Origin of the sequence: Mycobacterium bohemicum DSM 44277 (assembly GCF_001053185.1) — a bacterium.
Classification (GTDB): Bacteria; Actinomycetota; Actinomycetes; order Mycobacteriales; family Mycobacteriaceae; genus Mycobacterium; species Mycobacterium bohemicum.
Genome location: NZ_CSTD01000001.1, coordinates 1,316,517 through 1,335,541, shown reverse-complemented (window position 1 = coordinate 1,335,541; position 19,025 = coordinate 1,316,517). Strand labels below are relative to the sequence as shown.

At 67.9% G+C, this 19,025-nt stretch carries 14 protein-coding genes; 4 read left to right on the top strand and 10 right to left on the bottom strand.

The features are described from left to right. Window positions 1-13: 13 nt before the first annotated feature. Complete coding sequence (locus tag BN971_RS06065; protein WP_085180245.1) at window positions 14-1,327, top strand: aminotransferase class I/II-fold pyridoxal phosphate-dependent enzyme; 1,314 nt, start codon at window positions 14-16, stop codon at window positions 1,325-1,327. On the opposite strand, the gene BN971_RS06060 is transcribed toward BN971_RS06065, so the two are convergent. Both BN971_RS06060 and BN971_RS24965 read right to left on the bottom strand, forming a co-directional pair. Continuing rightward, window positions 1,305-1,910: a mismatch-specific DNA-glycosylase gene (locus BN971_RS06060; RefSeq protein WP_085180244.1), complete on the bottom strand. Its 606-nt coding sequence runs from the start codon at window positions 1,908-1,910 to the stop codon at window positions 1,305-1,307. The two genes, BN971_RS06065 and BN971_RS06060, sit on opposite strands and share 23 nt — an antisense overlap. A gap of 107 nt (window positions 1,911-2,017) precedes the next feature. Continuing rightward, window positions 2,018-2,173 carry a DUF6131 family protein gene (locus tag BN971_RS24965; RefSeq protein ID WP_090349867.1) on the bottom strand — a complete coding sequence of 52 codons (156 nt, stop codon included), beginning with the start codon at window positions 2,171-2,173 and terminating at the stop codon, window positions 2,018-2,020. 93 nt (window positions 2,174-2,266) lie between these two features. Between BN971_RS24965 and BN971_RS06050 the strand changes: the two genes are divergently transcribed. Continuing rightward, the gene (locus tag BN971_RS06050; protein ID WP_085180243.1) at window positions 2,267-2,938 is read left to right on the top strand and encodes a LuxR C-terminal-related transcriptional regulator; all 672 of its coding nucleotides are present in this window, start codon (window positions 2,267-2,269) and stop codon (window positions 2,936-2,938) included. On the opposite strand, the gene BN971_RS06045 is transcribed toward BN971_RS06050, so the two are convergent. The 7 genes from BN971_RS06045 to BN971_RS06015 all read right to left on the bottom strand — a co-directional run bounded on the left by BN971_RS06045 (window position 2,935) and on the right by BN971_RS06015 (window position 13,992). Beyond that, the gene (locus BN971_RS06045) at window positions 2,935-3,837 is read right to left on the bottom strand and encodes a class I SAM-dependent methyltransferase (RefSeq protein ID WP_085180242.1); all 903 of its coding nucleotides are present in this window, start codon (window positions 3,835-3,837) and stop codon (window positions 2,935-2,937) included. The two genes, BN971_RS06050 and BN971_RS06045, sit on opposite strands and share 4 nt — an antisense overlap. A gap of 130 nt (window positions 3,838-3,967) precedes the next feature. Further along, on the bottom strand, window positions 3,968-5,704 hold the full coding sequence (gene treZ / locus BN971_RS06040) for a malto-oligosyltrehalose trehalohydrolase (protein WP_085180241.1): 1,737 nt from the start codon (window positions 5,702-5,704) through the stop codon (window positions 3,968-3,970). Then, the gene (gene treY, locus BN971_RS06035) at window positions 5,697-8,006 is read right to left on the bottom strand and encodes a malto-oligosyltrehalose synthase (protein ID WP_085180240.1); all 2,310 of its coding nucleotides are present in this window, start codon (window positions 8,004-8,006) and stop codon (window positions 5,697-5,699) included. Before treY ends, treZ begins: the two co-directional genes overlap by 8 nt. 3 nt (window positions 8,007-8,009) lie before the next feature. After that, a complete protein-coding gene (gene glgX, locus BN971_RS06030) occupies window positions 8,010-10,211 on the bottom strand; it encodes a glycogen debranching protein GlgX (RefSeq protein ID WP_085180239.1) in 2,202 nt (733 codons plus the stop codon). Window positions 10,212-10,250: 39 nt separating this feature from the next. Then, complete coding sequence (locus BN971_RS06025; protein ID WP_085180238.1) at window positions 10,251-12,386, bottom strand: acyltransferase family protein; 2,136 nt, start codon at window positions 12,384-12,386, stop codon at window positions 10,251-10,253. Between the two features lie 75 nt (window positions 12,387-12,461). After that, window positions 12,462-13,241, bottom strand: a complete 780-nt coding sequence (ripD, locus tag BN971_RS06020; RefSeq protein WP_085180237.1) for an NlpC/P60 family peptidoglycan-binding protein RipD — start codon at window positions 13,239-13,241, stop codon at window positions 12,462-12,464. 295 nt (window positions 13,242-13,536) lie between these two features. Further along, window positions 13,537-13,992, bottom strand: coding sequence for a hypothetical protein (locus BN971_RS06015; RefSeq protein WP_085180236.1), 456 nt, complete (start codon window positions 13,990-13,992; stop codon window positions 13,537-13,539). Window positions 13,993-14,054: 62 nt separating this feature from the next. Between BN971_RS06015 and BN971_RS06010 the strand changes: the two genes are divergently transcribed. Both BN971_RS06010 and BN971_RS06005 read left to right on the top strand, forming a co-directional pair. After that, window positions 14,055-15,359: an adenosylmethionine--8-amino-7-oxononanoate transaminase gene (locus BN971_RS06010; RefSeq protein ID WP_085180235.1), complete on the top strand. Its 1,305-nt coding sequence runs from the start codon at window positions 14,055-14,057 to the stop codon at window positions 15,357-15,359. Window positions 15,360-15,456: 97 nt separating this feature from the next. Further along, window positions 15,457-15,927 (top strand): hypothetical protein, encoded by a 471-nt coding sequence (locus BN971_RS06005; protein WP_085180234.1) that lies wholly within the window; start codon window positions 15,457-15,459, stop codon window positions 15,925-15,927. 177 nt (window positions 15,928-16,104) lie between these two features. Here BN971_RS06005 and BN971_RS06000 read toward each other — a convergent pair whose 3' ends face one another. Then, window positions 16,105-19,020 (bottom strand): MMPL/RND family transporter, encoded by a 2,916-nt coding sequence (locus tag BN971_RS06000; RefSeq protein WP_085180233.1) that lies wholly within the window; start codon window positions 19,018-19,020, stop codon window positions 16,105-16,107. Window positions 19,021-19,025: the final 5 nt, after the last annotated feature.

Below are 19,025 nucleotides of genomic sequence, written 5' to 3'. Positions count from 1 at the left end.
CATAATTTAGCTCGTGCCAGTACAATATCGCATCACCGGCGACGGCGCGAAATCGATCGCCGCCGACGTCGAGCGGGCCGTCTCGGCGGGATCCCTGGCGCCCGGCGAGGAGTTGCCGCCGGTCCGGGAGCTGGCCGCCCGGCTCGGGGTGAACCCCAACACCGCCGCGGCGGCCTACCGCCTGCTGCGAGAGCGGGGGGTCGTCGAGACCGCCGGTCGGCGCGGCACCAGGGTGCGCCACCGCCCGGCGACCACCCCCCGTTCCCTGCGCGGGCTCGACGTCCCGGCCGGCGTGCGTGACCTGTCGACCGGCAACCCCGACCCCGCGCTGCTGCCCATCGGGTCCGTCGACATCCCGCGGGCCGCCCCCGTGCTCTACGGCGAGCCGGCGATGTCGGCGCGCCTGGTGGATCACGCCCGCGCCGCGCTGGCCGCGGACGGCGTGCCCGCGGAGCACTTGGCGGTGACGAGCGGGGCGCTGGACGGCATCGAGAGGGCGCTCAGCGCGCACCTGCGTCCGGGCGACCGGGTGGCCGTGGAGGATCCTGGTTGGGCGAACCTCTTGGATCTGCTTGCCGCCCTTGGGCTTTCGGCCGAACCGGTGCGAGTCGACGACGACGGGCCGCTGCCGGGCGACGTGCGGCGGGCGCTGGGCCGCGGCGTGGCCGCGCTGGTACTCACCAACCGGGCCCAAAACCCAACGGGCGCAGCATTGTCCGCTGTGCGCGCCGACGAGCTGCGCGGCCTCATCACCGGCCACGACGTGCTGCTGGTCGAGGACGACCACTGCGCGGGCATCGCCGGCGCGCCGCTGCACACGCTGGCCGGCTCGACCGAGCGGTGGGTGTTCGTGCGTTCCGCGTCGAAGGCGTACGGGCCCGACGTGCGGGTCGCGACGATGGCCGGCGACCGTCACACCGTCGACAGGGTGCACGGGCGGCTGCGGCTGGGGCCGGGCTGGGTGAGCCACCTCCTGCAGGACCTGGCGGTCCGCCTGTGGTCCGACGAGGCGGCCACGGGGCTCGTGCGCCGGGCGGAGGGCCGATACACCGACAACCGCGTGCGGTTGTGCGCCGCACTGGCCGAACGCGGGGTGCGGGCGCACGGCCGATCCGGCCTCAACGTGTGGCTCCCGGTGCCGGACGAGACCGTCGTGATCACCCGGCTGCTCGCCGCCGGATGGGCCGCGGCGCCGGGGGCCAGGTTCCGCATCGGCACCCCACCGGGCATCCGCGTCACGATCGCCGACCTGCGCGCCGACGAGGTGGATCCGCTGGCCGATGCCCTCGCCGAGGCGGCGCTGGCTACCGGCCGTCGCAGCGTGTAGGGATGCCGGCGGCCCTCGCGACCTCGCCGTAGGCGGCCGCGAGGCCCTCCAGTGAGGCGTGGGCGTTGCGGCCGCTCGGGTTGGGAACCACCCACAGCTCGGTCGCCGGGTAGGGCGAGGCCTGCTTGCCCGGCTTTGCCCCGCTGTCGTGGAAGGCGTCGCGGTAGGCGGTGATCCCCAGGACGGCGACCACCCGAGGGGACAGTCGCCGAATGATCCGGTCGAGTTTCCTTGCGCCCTCGGCGAGTTCGGCGGCCGTGAGCTCGTCCGCTCCCGCCGTCGCCCTGGCGACGAGGTTCGTGATGCCGATCCCGCGCCGCAAGAGATATTCCCGGTCGGCCGGTGCGAACCCCGACGAGGCGTCGATCAGGCGGTCGGTGATGCCGGCGCGGTGGAGCGCCGGCCAGAAGCGATTGCCCCGGGGAGCGAAATGGGCTTGCACCGCAGCGGTTCTCAGGCCGGGGTTGATCCCGACGAACAGCAGCCGGACCCGATCGGAGATCAGGTCCGGCACCGTCTTCCCGCTGAATCGCTTCAGCTCGTCACGGGTGAACCGGACCCTGTCCCGCGCGGCGTCGCCCACAGCGCAGTATTGCAAACGAGCGCCCGGCACCGCAGCCACGGGCGCCGATCTGAGCGTGCCCGAGATCGATTCCGCTCAGGTCGGCGATCCGCGACGGCCGATGCCGATCAGTACCAGTGCCGGCGGCCGCCGACGGCGCGACCGGTGCTGCCGACGATCGCCAGGACCGCGCCGATGACGAGCAGGATGATGCCAAGGGTCCACAGGATCGAGATTTTGAGCAGGAATCCCGCAACCAGTAGGACGATGCCGAGAATGATCATGACGAGCCCTCCCTCTCAGTGCTGACTGACACCATCAGTCGACCACCCCTTAGGGGGGTAGCAGTACACCCCTAGGTAGGTAATGTTCCGGGTATGCCTACGCCGCCGTCCCGCGCGCCCATCACCGTCGCGCTGGTCGACGACTACGACGTCGTCGTGAAGGGCGTGGCCAACATGCTCGACCCCTACCGTGACCGCGTCGTGATCGCGGAACTCGATTCGACGATGCCCGTCGCGGACACCGTCGACATCGTCCTGTACGACTCGTTCGCCCAGCCCGAATCCGATCACGAAGAGATCGCCGTGCTGGTCGCCAATCCACGGGCGCAGCGAGTTGTGGTGTACACGTGGAACTTTCACCCCGACCTCGTCGAAAGCGCGCGACGCCAGGGCGCGCACGGCTACCTGTCCAAGACCCTGCCCGCGCGCGACCTCGTCGCGGCGTTGGAGGCCGTCCACAGCGGCGCCGAAATCGTCAGCGACGCACCGCCGCGCGCCCGCAGCGCGCCGGGGTTGGACTGGCCCGGCCGCGGCGAAGGCCTCACCGACCGCGAGGCGGAGATCCTGGCCCTGATCACCCAGGGCAAGAGCAACGCCGACATCGCGCGGCTGGCGTACCTGAGCCCGAACACCGTGAAGTCCTACATCCGCACGATCTACCGCAAGCTGGCCGTGGAGAGCCGCACGCAGGCCGTGCTGTGGGGGGTGAAGCACGGGTTCACGCCCGACCATCACCGCATCGAGCACTGGCGCGGGGGCCCCTAGTCCAGATACGCCGCCAGGTAGCCGCCGACGTTCCCCAGCGAGGCCAGTTCGTCGTCGGGCAGCTCGAAGCCATGAGCGGCATACGCCTGCTCGGTGGTTCGGATGTCCGTCCGCCACCCGTGCGCCGCAAGGTATTCCGCGGCGGTGTTGCGTTCGCCGGTATAGAACAGCTCGGCCAGGTTGATGTTGGAGCCGATGCGCCGCGACCGCTCGGTCAGCCGCTCCGCCCAGTCCGGCGGCACGTTGCGCATGTCCAGGTGTTCCGTGGCGATCCGGCTGCCCGGGGCGGACAGGGCAAAGACGTGGTCGAACAGGCGGTCCTGGGCTTCGGGCGGCAGGTAGACCAGCAGGCCTTCGGCGCTCCAGGCGGTCGGCTGCCCCGCGTCGAAACCGGCTTCCGTCAACGCCGCCGGCCAGTCGTTGCGCAGGTCGATGGCGACCGTGCGGCGCCCCGCGGTGGGTTCGGCGCCGAGGCCGGCGAGGGTGCGGGTTTTGAACTCGATCACCTCGGGCTGGTCGATCTCGTAGACCACGGTGCCGGCCGGCCACGGCAGCCGGTAGGCGCGGGTGTCCAGGCCGGACGCCAGGATCACGGCCTGCCGGATGCCCGAACCGGTTGCCCGCAGGAAGAAGTCGTCGAAGAAGCGGGTGCGCACGGTGATCTGCTCGTTCATTGCCCGGCGGTTCAGCCCGGCATCGCCCTCGCGGGGCCCGATCTCGCCGTCGATCAGCTTGATGAAAGTGTCGATGCCCACCGCGCGCACGAGCGGGTCGGCCCAGGGGTCGTCGAGCAGCGGGTCCGGGCCCTGCGACGCCATCGCGCGCGACGCGGCCACGGCCGTTGCGGTCGCGCCGACGCTGGACGCCAGGTCCCAGGTGTCGTTCTCGGTCCGGGCCATCGAGAAACCCCTTTCCGCGCGGCGGCGCGTTAGTTAGGCAATATAAGCGATATCCGCCACTGTACGCGAGCCGCCGCGGGCCGTGATCGCGCCGCGGGTGAACCCCGGGCGGCGACACGCCGAAAAGTCCCTAGCCGGCGGCGCGGATGACGGCGAACGAATGCCCTTCCAGCACAGCGCTGTCGCCATCGACCTCGGGCTCGCCCCAGGCGAGCACCACGTCACCGGTCACCGGGACCTTGACGGGTTCGGCGCCCAGGTTGCACACGATGCGCAACCGGCCGCGGGACAGGGCGATCCAACGCTGGTCTTCGTCGTAGTCGACCGCGAGGTCGTCCAGCCACGGGTCGGCCATGTCCGGATCGTTGTGCCGCAGCGCGATCAGGTCGCGGTACAGGCGGAGCAGGCGGGCGTGTTCGCCGGAGTCGACCTCGTCCCAGTTCAGCTTGGACCGCAGGAAGGTCTGCGGGTCCTGCGGATCGGGGATCTCGTCGGCGTCCCAGCCGTGCTCGGCGAACTCGGCCTTGCGTCCCTCCGCGGTGGCCTTGGCCAACTCCGGCTCGGGGTGCGAGCTGAAGAACTGAAACGGCGTCGACGCCGCGTACTCCTCGCCCATGAACAGCATTGCCGTGTAGGGCGATCCGAGCGCGAGCGCGGCCTTGACCGCCAGCTGGCCGCCGGTCAGGTTCTGCGACGGGCGGTCGCCCAGCGCTCGGTTGCCCACCTGGTCGTGCGTGCAGGTGTAGGCGACCAGCCGGGTCGCCGGGATGCCTGTCTTTTCAGTCGTGTCCAGCGGCCGCCCGTGGCGGCGGCGGCGGAAGGACGAATAGGTGCCCGCGTGAAAGTAGCCGTGGCGCAGCGTCTGCGCCAGCGTCGCCAGCGAACCGAAGTCGGCATAGTAGCCCTGGCGCTCGCCGGAGACGGCGGTGTGGATGGCGTGATGGATGTCGTCGGCCCACTGCGCCGTCAGCCCGTAGCCGCCGCGATCGCGGGGGGTGATCAGCCGGGGATCGTTGAGGTCGCTCTCGGCGACCAGCGACAAGGGGCGGCCCAACTGCTCGGACAGCCAATCGGTTTCGGTCGCCATCTCCTCGAGGATGTGGATGGCGGTGGTGTCCACCAGCGCGTGCACGGCGTCCAGGCGCAGGCCGTCGGCGTGGAAGTCGCGCATCCAGCGCAGCGCGCACCCGATGATGTAGCGGCGCACCTCGTCGGCATCGGCGTCGGCGATGTTGATGCCTTCCCCCCAGGGGTTGCTGCCGGACGACAGGTAGGGCCCGTACTTCGGCAGGTAGTTGCCGGACGGGCCGAGGTGGTTGAACACCGCATCGATCAAGACCCCCAGCCCGTGGGCGTGGCAGGCGTCGACGAACGCGACCAGGCCGTCGGGACCGCCGTACGGCTCGTGCACGCTGTACCAGAGCACGCCGTCGTATCCCCAGCCGTGGGTGCCGGCGAAGGAGTTCACCGGCATCACCTCGACGAAGTCGACGCCCAGATCGACCAGATAGTCCAGCTTTTCGATCGCCGATCCGAACGTGCCCGCCGGGGTGAAGGTGCCCACATGGAGTTCGTAGATCACCGCGCCCTCGACCGGTCGCCCGGCCCAGTCGCCGTCGGTCCAGGCCGCCCGGTTCGCGTCCCACAGCTGAGAGCGCTCGTGCACCCCGTCGGGCTGACGGGGGGAGCGCGGGTCGGGCAACACCTTCGGGTCGTCGTCGAGCAGGAAACCGTAGCGGGCGTCCGGCGCGGCGTCGACCTGCGCGTGCCACCACCCGTCGTCCGAGCGGGTCATCGGGTGGACCCGCCCGTCGACGTCGAGCCGCACAAGTTCGGGTTTGGGGGCCCAGACGCGGAACTCAGTCATGGTGGCGCTCCAGCAGTACGACCGGCAGGTCCGCGAACAGTTGGGCTGCCGACGTCGGTCCGTCCGCGACGGCACCGGTCAGCGCGTCTTTCCAGGTGCCCTCGGGCAACGGCAACACCGTGTTGCCCCAGCCCTTTTCGGCCAGCCGCACGGTCCAGCGGGTCACCGCCACGAGGATGTCGTCGCCCCGCTGGAAGGCCACCACGTGGTCGGCGGCCTCGCCGCCGGCCAGCACGGGAAGGTATGCGCCGCGCAGGAAGGTGTCCGGGTGGGAGCGGCGCAGCCGCAGCGCCGCGGTGACGACCCGGATCTTGGGGTGCTCCAATGCCTCGAGCGCCGTGCGGCGGGCGGCGTAGTCGACCGGACGCCGGTTGTCGGGGTCGACGAGGCTGTCGTCCCACAGTTCGGTGCCCTGATAGACGTCGGGGATCCCCGGCACGGTCAGGGCGAGCAGCTTTTGTCCCAGGGCGTCGCTGGCCGCGTGCGGGTTGAGTTGGACGACGAGTTCGGTCATCTGTCCGGCCACCGGGCCGTCGAGCACCGTGTCCAGCCAGCCGTGCACGGCACCCTCGAACGCCTCGTCGGGTTCGTTCCACGTGGTGTGCAGCGCGGCCTCGCGAATCGCCTTCTCGGTGTAGGCATGCAGCCGGTCGCGTAGTTCCTCGGTCACCTGGCCGTTCACCGGCCACACGCCGAAGATGTTCTGCCACAAAAACTGTCCGGTCGCGGGATCGGGGGAGGGGGCCGCGGCTTCCCAGCGTGCGAGGAACTCCGTCCACAGCGACGGAACCTGCGACAGCACGCCGATGCGCGCGCGCACGTCCTCCCCGCGTTTGGTGTCGTGGGTGGTCAGCGTCGTCATGGTGTGCGGCCACATGCGGGCGCGGGTGGCCGCGCTCTCATGGAACTCCGCCGCGCCGACGCCGAACCGGTGCGGTTCACCGCCGACCTCGTTGAGCGACACCAGCCGGGCGTCGCGGTAGAAGTAGCAATCCTCGACCGATTTGGCGGTCACCGCTCCGCACAACTGCTGCAGCCGGGTGACGGGCTCGCCGCCGCGGGCCAGCGCGGCGGCGATCACCTGTAGTGCGGGCGCCAATTCCGGTGCGGTGAATTGGGTTTCGGCCAGTGCGGTGGGCAGGACCGCGGACAGGCCCGGATAGTCGCAGCGGTAGACCCCGATGTGGGTGAGCAGCGCGGCCACCGCTTCGGGGATTTGCGGGTGGTCGGCCCCCGCCGCCGCCACGATGCTGCGGCGCAGCCGGCGCAGTTCGCTGGCCAGCGTGTCGGTGGCCGAGCGGATCTTGAGCTCGGTCAACATCCGCGGCATCGCGCCGTAGTCGCTGAATTCCGAGCCCGCCGACTCGACCAGCTCGGTGAGCGCCGGGGCGCCGCTCGGGTCGACGAACACCCCGCCCACTTCGCGAAGCACGTCGTAGCCGGTGGTCCCGCCCACCGGGAGGGTGGGTTCCAGCGCCTCGTCGACGGCCAGGATCTTCTCGATGACGATCCAGCCGTTCGGGCCCACCAGCTCGCGCAGCCACGCCAGATAGCCGCAGGGATCGGACAGTCCGTCGGGATGGTCGATGCGGATGCCGTCGACCAGCCCCTCGGCGAACCACCGGGCGACCTCGGCGTGGGTGGCGTCGAACACCGCGCGGTCTTCCTGACGCAGCCCGGCCAGCGAGGTGATCGAAAAGAACCGCCGGTAGCCGCAGACGCCGTTGCGCCAGCCCACCATCCGGTAGTGCTGGCGGTCGTGCACCTCCGGGCCGGTTCCCTCCGCCGTCCCCGGGGCGATGGGAAGCGCCAGATCGCCGAGCCGCAGCAGGTCGCCGTCGACCTTCAGGTCGGCCACGTCGTCGTCGGAGCCCAGGATCGGCAACACGATCCGGCCGTCGTCGTCGAGATCCCAGTCGATGTCGAAGTAGGTCGCGTAGTCCGAGGAACGCCCGTGCCGCAACACATCCCACCACCACGCGTTGTGCTGGGGCTGGTCGATCCCGACGTGGTTGGGAACGATGTCCACGATCAAGCCGATGCCGCGCTCGCGGGCCGCGGCCGACAGCCGCGCCAGCCCGTCGCGCCCGCCGAGCTCCGGTGACACCGTCGTCGGGTCGGTGACGTCGTAGCCGTGATTGGATCCGGGCGCGGCGGTCATGATCGGCGACAGGTACAGATGCGATACGCCGAGGCCCTCAAAATAGCCAAGCAGGTTCTCGGCGTCGGCGAACGTGAACGCGAACCCGCTCGATTCGCCGCGCAGCTGCAACCGGTAGGTCGACAGAATGGGTAACGCCATGCGTCACATCGTCTTACGCAGCACGAGCAGCGAACGCGACGGCAACGTGACCGTCTCCTCGGTCTTCACCACGCGGTCGGCGTGCACCGGTTCGGCGGTGTCGAGTTCCACCGTCCACTCGTAGGCATAGTCGGCGTCAGGCATCACAAACTCCACTGGTTGGTCATGTGCGTTGAAGCACAAGAGGAATGAGTCGTCGACCACCCGCTCGCCGCGGGCGTTCGGCGCCGTGATCGCCTCGCCGTTGAGGAACACAGCCACGCATTTGTGCAAGCTCTTGCCCCAGTCCTCGTGTGTCATCTCCTGGCCACCGGGTGTCAGCCAGGCGATATCGCGGACCTCGTCACCGGTGCGGATCGGCTCGCCGTCGAAGAACCGGCGCCGCCGGAATACCGGATGGCTCTTGCGCAGCGCGGTCGCCCGGCGGGCGAAGGACAGCAGGTCGGCGTTCTTGTCCACCAATGACCAGTCCATCCAGGACAATTCGGAGTCCTGGCAGTACACGTTGTTGTTGCCGTTCTGGGTGCGTCCGAACTCGTCGCCGTGCGCGATCATCGGCGTGCCCTGGCTGACCATCAGGGTGGCCCAGAAGTTGCGCATCTGCCGACCGCGCAGCGCCAGGATGTCGGGGTCGTCGGTCGGGCCTTCGACGCCGCAGTTCCACGACCGGTTGTGGCTTTCCCCGTCCCGGTTGTCCTCGCCGTTGGCTTCGTTGTGTTTCTCGTTGTAGGAGACCAGGTCGTTCAGCGTGAAGCCGTCGTGTGCGGTGACGAAGTTGATGCTGGCGCTGGGCCGGCGGCCGGTCGCCTCATACAGGTCCGACGACCCGGTCAGCCGGGACGCGAACTCGCCGAGGGTTGCGGGCTCGCCCCGCCAGTAGTCACGCACAGTATCGCGATACTTCCCGTTCCACTCGGTCCACAAACCCGGGAAATTGCCGACCTGGTATCCGCCCTCGCCGACGTCCCACGGCTCGGCGATCAATTTGACCTGACTGACGATCGGATCCTGCTGCACCAGGTCGAAGAACGCGCTCAGCCGGTCGACGTCGTGCAGCTCGCGGGCCAGCGTCGCGGCCAGGTCGAAGCGGAACCCGTCGACGTGCATCTCGGTCACCCAATACCGCAGCGAGTCCATGATGAGCTGCAGCACGTGGGGGTGGCGGGCGTTGAGGCTGTTGCCGGTGCCGGTGTAGTCCTTGTACAGCCGCAGGTCGGTGTCGACGAGCCGGTAGTACGCGGCGTTGTCGATGCCGCGGAAGTTGATCGTCGGCCCGAGGTGGTTGCCCTCGGCAGTGTGGTTGTACACCACGTCGAGGATGACCTCGATGCCGGCCTCGTGCAGCGTGCGCACCATTGACTTGAATTCCGCGACGCTGGCCTTGCGGTTGGCCGCGTACTGGTTGTGTGGGGCGAAGAAGCCAAAGGTGTTGTAGCCCCAGTAGTTTCGCAGGCCCAGGTCCAGCAGTCGGGAGTCGTGCAAGAACTGGTGCACCGGCATCAGTTCCAGCGCGGTGACGTGCAGCGACTTGAGGTGGTCGACGACCGCGGGGTGGGCCAGCCCGGCGTACGTGCCGCGCAGCTCCTCGGGGATGCCGGGATGGTTCTGCGTCATGCCCTTGACGTGCGCCTCGTAGATGACGGTCTCGTTATAGGGGGTGAGCGGCGCGCGGTCGGAGCCCCAGTCGAAGAACGGGTTGCTCACCACGCTGGTCATGGTGTGGCCCAGCGAGTCGACCATCGGGGGCGTGCCCGGGTCGGCGCTAGTGGGGTCGTTGACATCGACGGTCTCGAGGTCGTAGGAGTACAGGGCCTGGCCGAATTGGAAGTCGCCGTGGAAGGCCTTCCCGTACGGGTCGAGCAGCAACTTGCTCGGGTCGCAGCGGTGGCCAGCCGTCGGCTCCCAGGGCCCGTAGATCCGAAACCCGTAGCGCTGCCCGGGCGTGATGTTCGGCAGGTAGGCGTGCCAGACGTATCCGTCGACCTCGTCCAGGGGGATCCGCGTCTCGTTGGCCTGGGAGTCGATCAGGCACAGCTCGACCCGCTCGGCGATCTCGGAGAACACCGAAAAGTTGGTGCCCGCCCCGTCATACGAGGCGCCGAGGGGATACGGGGTCCCCGGCCAGACGGTGGCCAGCTTGGGCCGTTGGTTACCCGCTGATCCTGTTTTCGAGCCTGTTTCTGAGGCGCGATCGTTGGTCGGCATCACTCGACCCTATCCGCGCGACGGGCGGGCCGAGTGCCGTTACCACCAGCCCGTGGCGGCGGCGATCTGACGGCCCAACTCACCGGTCATCGTCCGTACGTAGGTGGGGGACAGGTGGTGGGCGCCGTGGTATATCAGCACGTTTCCCTCCACCGGGCGACAGATGTCCGGGCGGCAGATCGCATCGGACATGTCAAGCACCTTGAGCAGCGGGAACTGCCCGACGAAGTCGAGGGTCTGATTGCGGTCGGACAGGACGTCGGAGCGCTTGATCGAGCACGACTGCGCGCTGCGGCCCTTGGCCAGGCAGTCCGCCGGGTCGAACGGCTTGCCGTCCTTGACCAGCCAGGGGGTGTCCCGCATGCCGAGGATCGGAATGTTGTTGTCGGCCAGCGCCTGCCAGATGCCGACGTAGGTCGCCGGCATCACGTCACCGGACTTGATGTTCCAGGGCCGCGTCGTCGTCGTGAACACGTAGTCCGGTCGGTCGGCGACGAGCTTGGCCATCGTGCGCTGCACCCACTCGCGGCACTGCGGGTAGGGCGCGTTGTTGCCCATGATGAGCGGCACTTCTTCGGTGGACAACGGGCAGCCCATCTTCAGGTACGTGACGACCTTGAAGTGGTGCTGGTTGCCGAGCAGGTCCAGCGCCGGCAACCAGTGCTCGGCGTGCGACCCGCCGGCCAGCGCGATGGTCCGGGCGGCCGTCGTATCCCCGTAGGTGCAGTTGACCACCGCCGGGTTGACGAAGTCGCTGATGCAGCCGTCCCGCGTGGAGCGGGGCAGGTCGTCCTTCACCTCCAGGACCGTCGGCCGCATCGGCAGCGTCGGCACCCGCGCGTGCTCAGTGAGGGCGCGGGCGCCGGGATAGTCCTGGGCGTTGAGAACGCTGAGCTCCTTGCCCGCCGCCCGCAGGACCGTGACGTGCTGGCGCCAGGTGAAGGACGTCGCCGTCAGCGTCACGCCCAGCAGGATCACCACGGAGCCCAGCGCCATGGTGGGGCGGCGCAGCCGCGCCAGCCAGGGGCTCACCGGTGCCTGATCCGTTCCGCGGATCCGCAGGGGGTCTTCGACGAGCCGCGTGGTCAGGTACGCCAGCACACCGGACACCAGGAGGACCGCGACGCCGTCGAGGAGGCCAGCGTGCCGGTGGCCGCTGTAGGAGAGCCAGAAGATGAGCAGCGGCCAGTGCCACAGGTACAGCGAGTACGCCATCGCGCCCAGCGCCGCCAGCGGCGCGGTCGCGAGCAGCCGGCTGGGCAGCGGCAGCCGCTCGCCGCCCCGCATGTTGGCGCCGGCGAGGATCATCAGCATGGTGGCCCCGACCGGCACCAGGGCCCACGGGCCGGGGAACTCACGGACGCCGTCGATCAACGCGCCGCACGTCAGGATCGCGCCCAGCGCCGCGGTGGCCACCGCCGCGCGCAGCCACCCCGGCCAGCGGACGTAGGGCACCAGCGCGCCCACCAGGGCGCCGAGCAGCAACTCCCACGCCCGGGCGAAGCTGTTGTAGTAGGCGGTCGTCTGGTCGTCCAGGTGGGCGAAGACGGCATGGACGAACGACGCCACCGTGAGCGCGGTCAGCAGCGCCAGGAAGAAGGTCCGCAGGTGAGCGCCCATTTTGCCCCGGAACAGGTAGGCGCAGCCGGCGATCAGCAGCAGGAAGGCGACGTAGAACTGGCCCTGCACGGACATCGACCAGATGTGCTGCAGCGGGCTGACGGCCTCGCCGGCCCGAAGGTAGTCCGACGCCGTGTTGGCCAGCTCCCAGTTCTGGTAGTAGCCGAGGCTGGCCAGGCTCTGGTCGGCGAACGTCTCCCAGCGGGTCTGCGGTTGCACGAATATGGTCAGCACCGCGCAGGCGGCGAGCACCACGACCAGCGCGGGCACCAGCCGTCGGATGAGGCGGACCACGTCGGCGGCCGGCGTCATCGAGACGCCGGGGTTCAGCGCCGCGCGAATGACCTTGCCGCCGAAGAAGAATCCGGACAGCGCCAGGAACACGTCCACGCCGCCGGACACCCGGCCGAACCAGATGTGGAAAACGGCCACCAACGCGATGGCCACACCGCGCAGGCCGTCGAGATCATGACGATAGAAGCCGGTCGACGGCGTCCCCGTGGTGACCGGCCGCGCGGCGGCGATCGGCGGGGGAGGCGGCGAGAGGGTAAGCATGGTCGACCGCCAATTTACCCAAAACCGCCACCCGTTCCCTGTTGAGGAGCGAGTGGCGGTTCGGGGCCGAGCGAGTTAGCGCGCGGTGGCGGCGGGCGCCTGTTGGACGGGCGCCTGCTGCGCGGGCAGCTGCAGGGGCTGCTGTTGCAGGGGTGCCGTCTGGACCGGCGCCTGCTGGACGGGCGCCTGTTGGACCGGTGCCTGCTGCAGCGGTGCCTGTTGCGTGGGGACCTGCTGCAGCGGTGCCTGCTGCTGTTGCAGCGGGGCCTGCTGCGCCGGCACCTGCTGGCCGGGCAGCTGTTGGGCCGGCTGTTGTTGCAAGGGCGCCTGCTGCGTCGGCGCGGTCTGCGGCATCGGCTGGACCCCCAGGACCCGGACCAGGTAGGGCGTCATGCCGTTGCTGCGCACCGGCGACACCTGGACGACGTCACCCACCTCGAGCATCTGGTTGTTGCCCAGGTACATCGCGACGCTCTGCGTGCCCTCGGGGCCGTAGAAGATCAGGTCGCCCCTGCGGGCCTGTTGGGGCAGGATCTTCTGGCCGAGCCGGTACATCTCGCCGGAGGAGCGCGGCAGCCTGATGCCCGCGCCGGCGTAGGCGTACTGCATGAGCCCCGAGGCGTCGAAGCCGACGGTCATGGCGCCCGAACCCTTGCCGAGGGTCGGCCCGGTGGGGCCACCGCCGGCCCACGAGAAGGGCACCCCGCGCTGGGAGAGACCCCGCATGATGACGACGTCGGTGGCCTGTTGATAGTCCATCGGCCGGGTGCCGGGGTCGGCCGCGGCGACACCGAGGCCGAGCAGGGGGGCCACCAGCAGTGCGAGACCGATCCCGAATGCGTAGATCCGTTTCATGTCTATTCCTTCCTCCGGCCTCGGCGCGGTGACCGCGCGCCTCGGCCGCTCCTGCAGCGGGCCTGGGCCTCTCCGACGGGGTCCGGCGGCGCTGCATGACACGTGGTGCTCGAATCGGACGGTCCCGCCGCCGTTTTCACACCAGTCACTACAGACACTTCTACAACAGAAAGGTCCGCCTGAAAATGGCGGATGACATGCGCGAATGATTATTTGTCGGAACGTGACCCGTTGGTGACTGCGCCGCCGAATTGCGCCCCCGCGGCTGTGACGCGGGTCTCAGCGCGGCGGGGCCTCAGACCCAGTAACGCTGGCTGAAAGTGGTCAACAAAGTGCCGGCGACGGAGCTCACCATGAGGATGGCCAGCGACAAAACCGGCCAGAAGGACATGTACCAGCCCTTCAGCAGGGAGACCAGCGGGCCCACCACCGCGGCGGCGATCGCCGCGCCGACGCCACCCCACGCCAGCGGACGGATGTAGTAGTCGATGCCGAAGGGCACCGCGCCACAGGTGTCCCCCTCGCACGCGTGCTCCAGGAAGCCGAAGAGCTTGGCGGGCCAGGACGTCGCGGTGGCCAGCACCACCAGCAGAACCAACAGGATGACGGTGCACACGACGTCCCACGCGGCGATTCGCAGACGAAGAACCTTGGGTGCCGCAGGTTCAGCAGGGGCGGCGGCCTTCTGCACCGACGGCGGATCGCTCTCGTCGGCGGGGTAGGGGACTTCGGGCTGTTGCGGCCGGGCCATGCCGTCCCATGCTTCCCGATGGCCGGGATTTGCGCGACCCGGCTGCTTTACCCTCGATCACTATGCCTGCGCCGAGAATCGGGTTGACGCCCGGGGAGATCAGCGCCATCGACGCCGCCCACCTGTGGCATCCCTACAGCACCATCGGGAGCGAATCCCTGCCACCCGTGGTCGCCGTCGCCGCCCGCGGAGCGTGGCTGACGCTGGTCCGGGACGGCGCGCGGGTGGAGGCGCTCGACGCCATGAGCTCCTGGTGGACCGCGATCCACGGCCACGGCCACCCGGTCCTGGACGCCGCGCTGACCACCCAACTCGGCGTGATGAACCACGTGATGTTCGGTGGCCTGACCCACGAGCCGGCGGCCCGGCTCGCCCAGTTGCTGGTCGACATCACGCCGCCGGGCCTGGACACCGTTTTCTTCAGCGACTCCGGCTCGGTGTCGGTGGAGGTCGCGGTGAAGATGGCGCTGCAGTACTGGCGCGCCCGCGGGCGGCCCGCGAAGAGCCGGCTGATGACCTGGCGGGGCGGCTACCACGGGGACACCTTCACCCCGATGAGCATCTGCGACCCCGACGGGGGGATGCACGCGCTCTGGACGGACATCCTCGCCCGCCAGATCTTCGCCCCTCAGGTTCCCCGCGACTACGACCCCGGCTACAGCGAGGCCTTCGAGGGGCGACTGGCTCAGCACGCCGCCGAGCTGGCGGCCGTGGTGGTCGAGCCCGTCGTGCAGGGGGCCGGCGGCATGCGCTTCCACGACCCTCGCTACCTGCGGGACCTGCGCGACATCTGCCGTCGCCACGAGGTGCTGCTCGTGTTCGACGAGATCGCCACGGGATTCGGCCGCACCGGCGAGCTCTTCGCCGCCGACCACGCCGGGATCAGCCCGGACGTCATGTGCGTGGGCAAAGCGATGACTGGCGGGTACCTGAGCATGGCCGCGACCCTGTGCACCACCGAGATCGCGCACACCGTCAGCGCCGGGGAGGCCGGCGCCCTGATGCACGGGCCCACCTTCATGGCGAATCCGCTGGCCTGCGCGGTGTCGGTGGCGAGCATCGAGGTGTTGTTGGGGCAGGACTGGCGGTCCCGGGTCGCCGAGATCTCCGCCGGGCTGGCCGACGGGCTGCGACCGGCCCGGACGCTGCCCGGGGTCACCGACGTCCGCGTGTGCGGCGCCATCGGCGTCATCGAGTGCGACCGGCCGGTCGACCTCGCCGTCGCCACCCCGGCGGCGCTGGACCGCGGTGTTTGGCTTCGCCCCTTCCGTAACCTGGTGTACGCGATGCCGCCGTATATCTGCACGCCGGCCGAGATCGCGCAGGTCACCGCCGCGATGGTCGAGGTAGCCCGCTTGGCGGCCTAGCCGGGCCCCGGTTTCTCAGCAGATTCTCAAGAGATTCTTCGGCCGCTGTTGGCTCCGCTCAAAGGATCCGCAAAGACGCGGGCCCCACCATGGACGCATGAGCAACCAGTCGGCGTGCGCAAACCTGATCGAGCGTTACCTGTTCACCTGTGGGCTGCGCTTCTTGCGGGGCGACCACGAGGGCGAGTACTTCTGTGTCGTCAACGCTCGCCCACATCGGCTGCATGTCCACCTCGAGATCTCCTCGTCGTTCGACGACATGGTGACCATCACCGTCACCCCCGCGCGTAGTTTCCCGCTGACCGACCGCCTCTGGCTCACCCGCCTCGCCGACACGTGGAACCAGCAGAACCGCGGACTCACGGCGATCGTGCAGGGCCCCTGCGGTTCGAAGCGCATGGGTGTTTCGGCCCGCAAGTCTCAGTGGATCCCGGAGGGCAGCTCCTTCGAGGACTTCGCTTCCCTGGTTGACCGCACCATTGCGGCCGCGATGGGTCTGTTCGCTGAGTTGGCCCCGGCCGTGGAGTCGCCCTCGACGCCGCAGCCGTTGCTGCGCAACGCCGGCTGAGCTCCCTCCGCCCAGTGCCGGGCGTGTGATGCCACGCGATCCGCGTCGCCCAGAAAGCGGCGCTTGACGTCGCGCACGTCGCCCACCGCGGCAGACTACGACCGCAGGTAGCGGCCCAGGAAGCCGGTCGCTCCGGTCAGCGGCACGATCCGCGCCCGCTGCGCATACCCGGCCGCACTAGACGGACAGCGTGGGCAGTTCTACCGTGGCCGCGTCGTCGCCGTGGGGCTGCTCCCTCAGCAGCAAGGACCGCACCACGGCACGCGGGGGCTCGGACCTCAGCATGAAGCTCGCAGGGCGCGGACGGACTGTCTGTGGCCACCAGAACCAACGCCCGAGCAGCGCGGCGATTGACGGTGTCATAAACGAACGCACGACCAAGGTGTCGAACAACAGGCCCAGGCCGATCGTGGTGCCGAGTTGGCCGATGACCAGCAAATCGCTGAATATCATCGAGGCCATCGTGAAGGCGAACACCAAACCTGCGTTCGTCACGACCTTCCCGGTCCCACCCATGGCGCGGATGATGCCGGTATTCAACCCGGCAGCTATTTCCTCTTTCATCCGGGATACCAACAGCAAGTTGTAGTCAGATCCGACGGCCAAAAGGACGATCACCGACATCGGCAGCACCATCCAGTGCAATTTGATGCCGAGAAGGTATTGCCAGACCAGCACCGACAACCCAAAGGATGCACCCAACGAAAGCAGTACAGTCCCGACGATAACCAGGGCGGCCACGAAACTTCGGGTGAGGGCCAGCATGATGACGAAAATGAGGCAAAGCGCACCGACGAGCGCGATCCACAGGTCGTATTTAGAGCCATCGTGGAAGTCTTTGTAGGTCGATGCGGTGCCGGCCAGCTCGATCTTGGCGTTCTCCAGGGGGGTCGCCTTGAGCGCCTCCTCGGCAGCCGACCTGATCCGATCGATTCGCGCGATCCCCTCCGGCGTCGCGGGATCGCCGCGATGCGAAATGATGAATCGTGCCGCCTTTCCGTCGGGAGAGATGAATGAAGTCATCGCGCGCTGGAAGTCCGCGTTCTGGAATACCTGAGGAGGCAGATAGAAGGAGTCATCGTTGTGTGCGGCGTCGAATGCCTGTCCCATCGCGGAAGCGCTCTGACTGGACTCGTCCATCTGGCCCAAGAAACCTGACGTGGTGCTGTGGTTCGTCAGCAGGAGGCCACGCGTGGCTTCCAAGATTGCGATCATCGGCGGGAACTGCGCGAGTATTTGCGGCAGCAGCGCATCGATTTTCTCCGAATCTTTCAGAATATCGTGGGTCTTATCAGCAAGCTCATCGAGGCCGTCGAGCGCATCAAAAATGCTTCTCAGCGCATAACAAACGGGAATGTCATAGCAGTGCTTTTCCCAGTAAAAGTAACTCCGAAGTGGCCTGAAGAAATCTTCAAAATCTGAGAAGTGGTCTTCGGTCTCATCGATGATGCCGATCATTTCCTTTGTCAGCCCGATCGTGTGGTGGGTAATTCCGGTGAGTCGTGCCTGCAATAGGTAGAGGCGCTTCATCAGAGCAATTTGTTTCGTCATCATGTCGGCCTGCTTGAGCAGGTCATCCATGGTCTTTCTGATAAAGGTCATGTTTTGTGCCATGGCCGCGTTCTGCATGCTTATCAGAAAGGGTATCGAAGTGTGTTCTATCGGTGTGCCCTCGGGCCGGGTTATGCCCTGAACGCGCGAAATTCCTGGAACCCGGAAAATCGCCTTGGCGAGTTTATGCAGGACGAGAAAATCGGCAGGATTCCGCATATCGTGATCCGCCTGGACCATCAGAATGTCGGGCATCAGTCGCGATTGGGAGAAATGACGATCGGCTGCCGCGAACCCCAGATTAGCCGGAAGATTTTGCGGTAGATATGCCCGGTCGTCATAGCTCGTTTTGTAGCCCGGAAGCGTCACCAGCCCAACCAGTGCGACCGCCAATGTGGTGGCCAAAATCGGCGCGGGCCAGCGGACAATCGCTGTGCCGACGCCCCGCCATCGACGTTGCCCGATCCTGCGCTTGGGGTCGCACAGCCCGAAGCGGCTTCCGGTGGCCAGAACCGCCGGGACCAGCGTGAGCGCGACCAGGACGGCGATCAGCATACCCACGGCGCACGGCACGCCTATGGTCTGGAAGATGGGCATCCGGGTGACGCTCAGGCACAACATGGCTCCGGCGATGGTCAACCCCGAACCCAGGACGACGTGAGCGACCCCGCGGTAGGTGGTGTAGTAAGCGGTCTCGGGGTCCTCACCAGCCTGGCGGGCCTCTTGATAACGACCGAAGAAGAATATCCCGTAGTCGGTCCCAGCGGCCATCGAAAGCGCCACCAACAGATTGATGGCAAATGTCGACAGCACAACAACGTTATGGTCCGCGAGAAAGGCAATGAACCCCCGGGCCAAACCTACTTCGACACCCACTCCGATTACCAACAGCAACACCGTGGGGACCGAACGGTAAACGAACAGCAAGACCACGAATATGATCACGCCGGCTATCAGGGTCATCTTCAGCAACGAGTCATTGCCACTGCGGACCATGTCCGGGATGAGCGCTGCCGGCCCCGTGAGATGAACCGCGACACCGGGGGGAGGCGGTGTCTGCTTGATGATGTGCCGCACCGCCGTCACCGATTCTTGTGCCAGGGTGGTGCCTTGGTTGCCGGCCAGATTCAGCTGCACATATGCGGCCTTGCCGTCGGCACTTTGCACGCCGGGTGCGGTGAGTGGATCGCCCCACAAATCCTGCACGTGTTCGACGTGTCGCGGGTCGTTTCCCAGCTCATGAATCAATTTTTTGTAGTACGTACGAGCGTCGTCCCCGAGTGGCTGCTGCCCTTCCAGAACGATCATCGCGAAACTGTCCGAATCGGATTCTTTGAACGCTTTACCCATGGTGGTCATGGCGCGCACTGACGGTGCGTCTTGGGGTGCAAGCGGTACGGAGTGCTGTTCGCCCACCTGCTCCAAAGGAGGCACCCCAAAGGTCACAAGCAGGGTCAAAGCCACCCACGTCAGGATGATGACAAGCGAAAGCTTGCGGATCGTCCTCGCAATGAATGGTGGCCGGGGGCGTTCGGTGGTCATGCGGC

Excerpts from the sequence above, each read along its gene's own strand:
- BN971_RS24965 (WP_090349867.1), bottom strand. The coding sequence starts at position 2,173 with ATGATCATTCTCGGCATCGTCCTACTGGTTGCGGGATTCCTGCTCAAA.
- BN971_RS06050 (WP_085180243.1), top strand. The coding sequence starts at position 2,267 with ATGCCTACGCCGCCGTCCCGCGCGCCCATCACCGTCGCGCTGGTCGAC.
- BN971_RS06045 (WP_085180242.1), bottom strand. The coding sequence starts at position 3,837 with ATGGCCCGGACCGAGAACGACACCTGGGACCTGGCGTCCAGCGTCGGC.
- treZ (WP_085180241.1), bottom strand. The coding sequence starts at position 5,704 with ATGACTGAGTTCCGCGTCTGGGCCCCCAAACCCGAACTTGTGCGGCTC.
- treY (WP_085180240.1), bottom strand. The coding sequence starts at position 8,006 with ATGGCGTTACCCATTCTGTCGACCTACCGGTTGCAGCTGCGCGGCGAA.
- glgX (WP_085180239.1), bottom strand. The coding sequence starts at position 10,211 with ATGCCGACCAACGATCGCGCCTCAGAAACAGGCTCGAAAACAGGATCA.
- BN971_RS06025 (WP_085180238.1), bottom strand. The coding sequence starts at position 12,386 with ATGCTTACCCTCTCGCCGCCTCCCCCGCCGATCGCCGCCGCGCGGCCG.
- ripD (WP_085180237.1), bottom strand. The coding sequence starts at position 13,241 with ATGAAACGGATCTACGCATTCGGGATCGGTCTCGCACTGCTGGTGGCC.
- BN971_RS06015 (WP_085180236.1), bottom strand. The coding sequence starts at position 13,992 with ATGGCCCGGCCGCAACAGCCCGAAGTCCCCTACCCCGCCGACGAGAGC.
- BN971_RS06010 (WP_085180235.1), top strand. The coding sequence starts at position 14,055 with ATGCCTGCGCCGAGAATCGGGTTGACGCCCGGGGAGATCAGCGCCATC.
- BN971_RS06005 (WP_085180234.1), top strand. The coding sequence starts at position 15,457 with ATGAGCAACCAGTCGGCGTGCGCAAACCTGATCGAGCGTTACCTGTTC.
- BN971_RS06000 (WP_085180233.1), bottom strand. The coding sequence starts at position 19,020 with ATGACCACCGAACGCCCCCGGCCACCATTCATTGCGAGGACGATCCGC.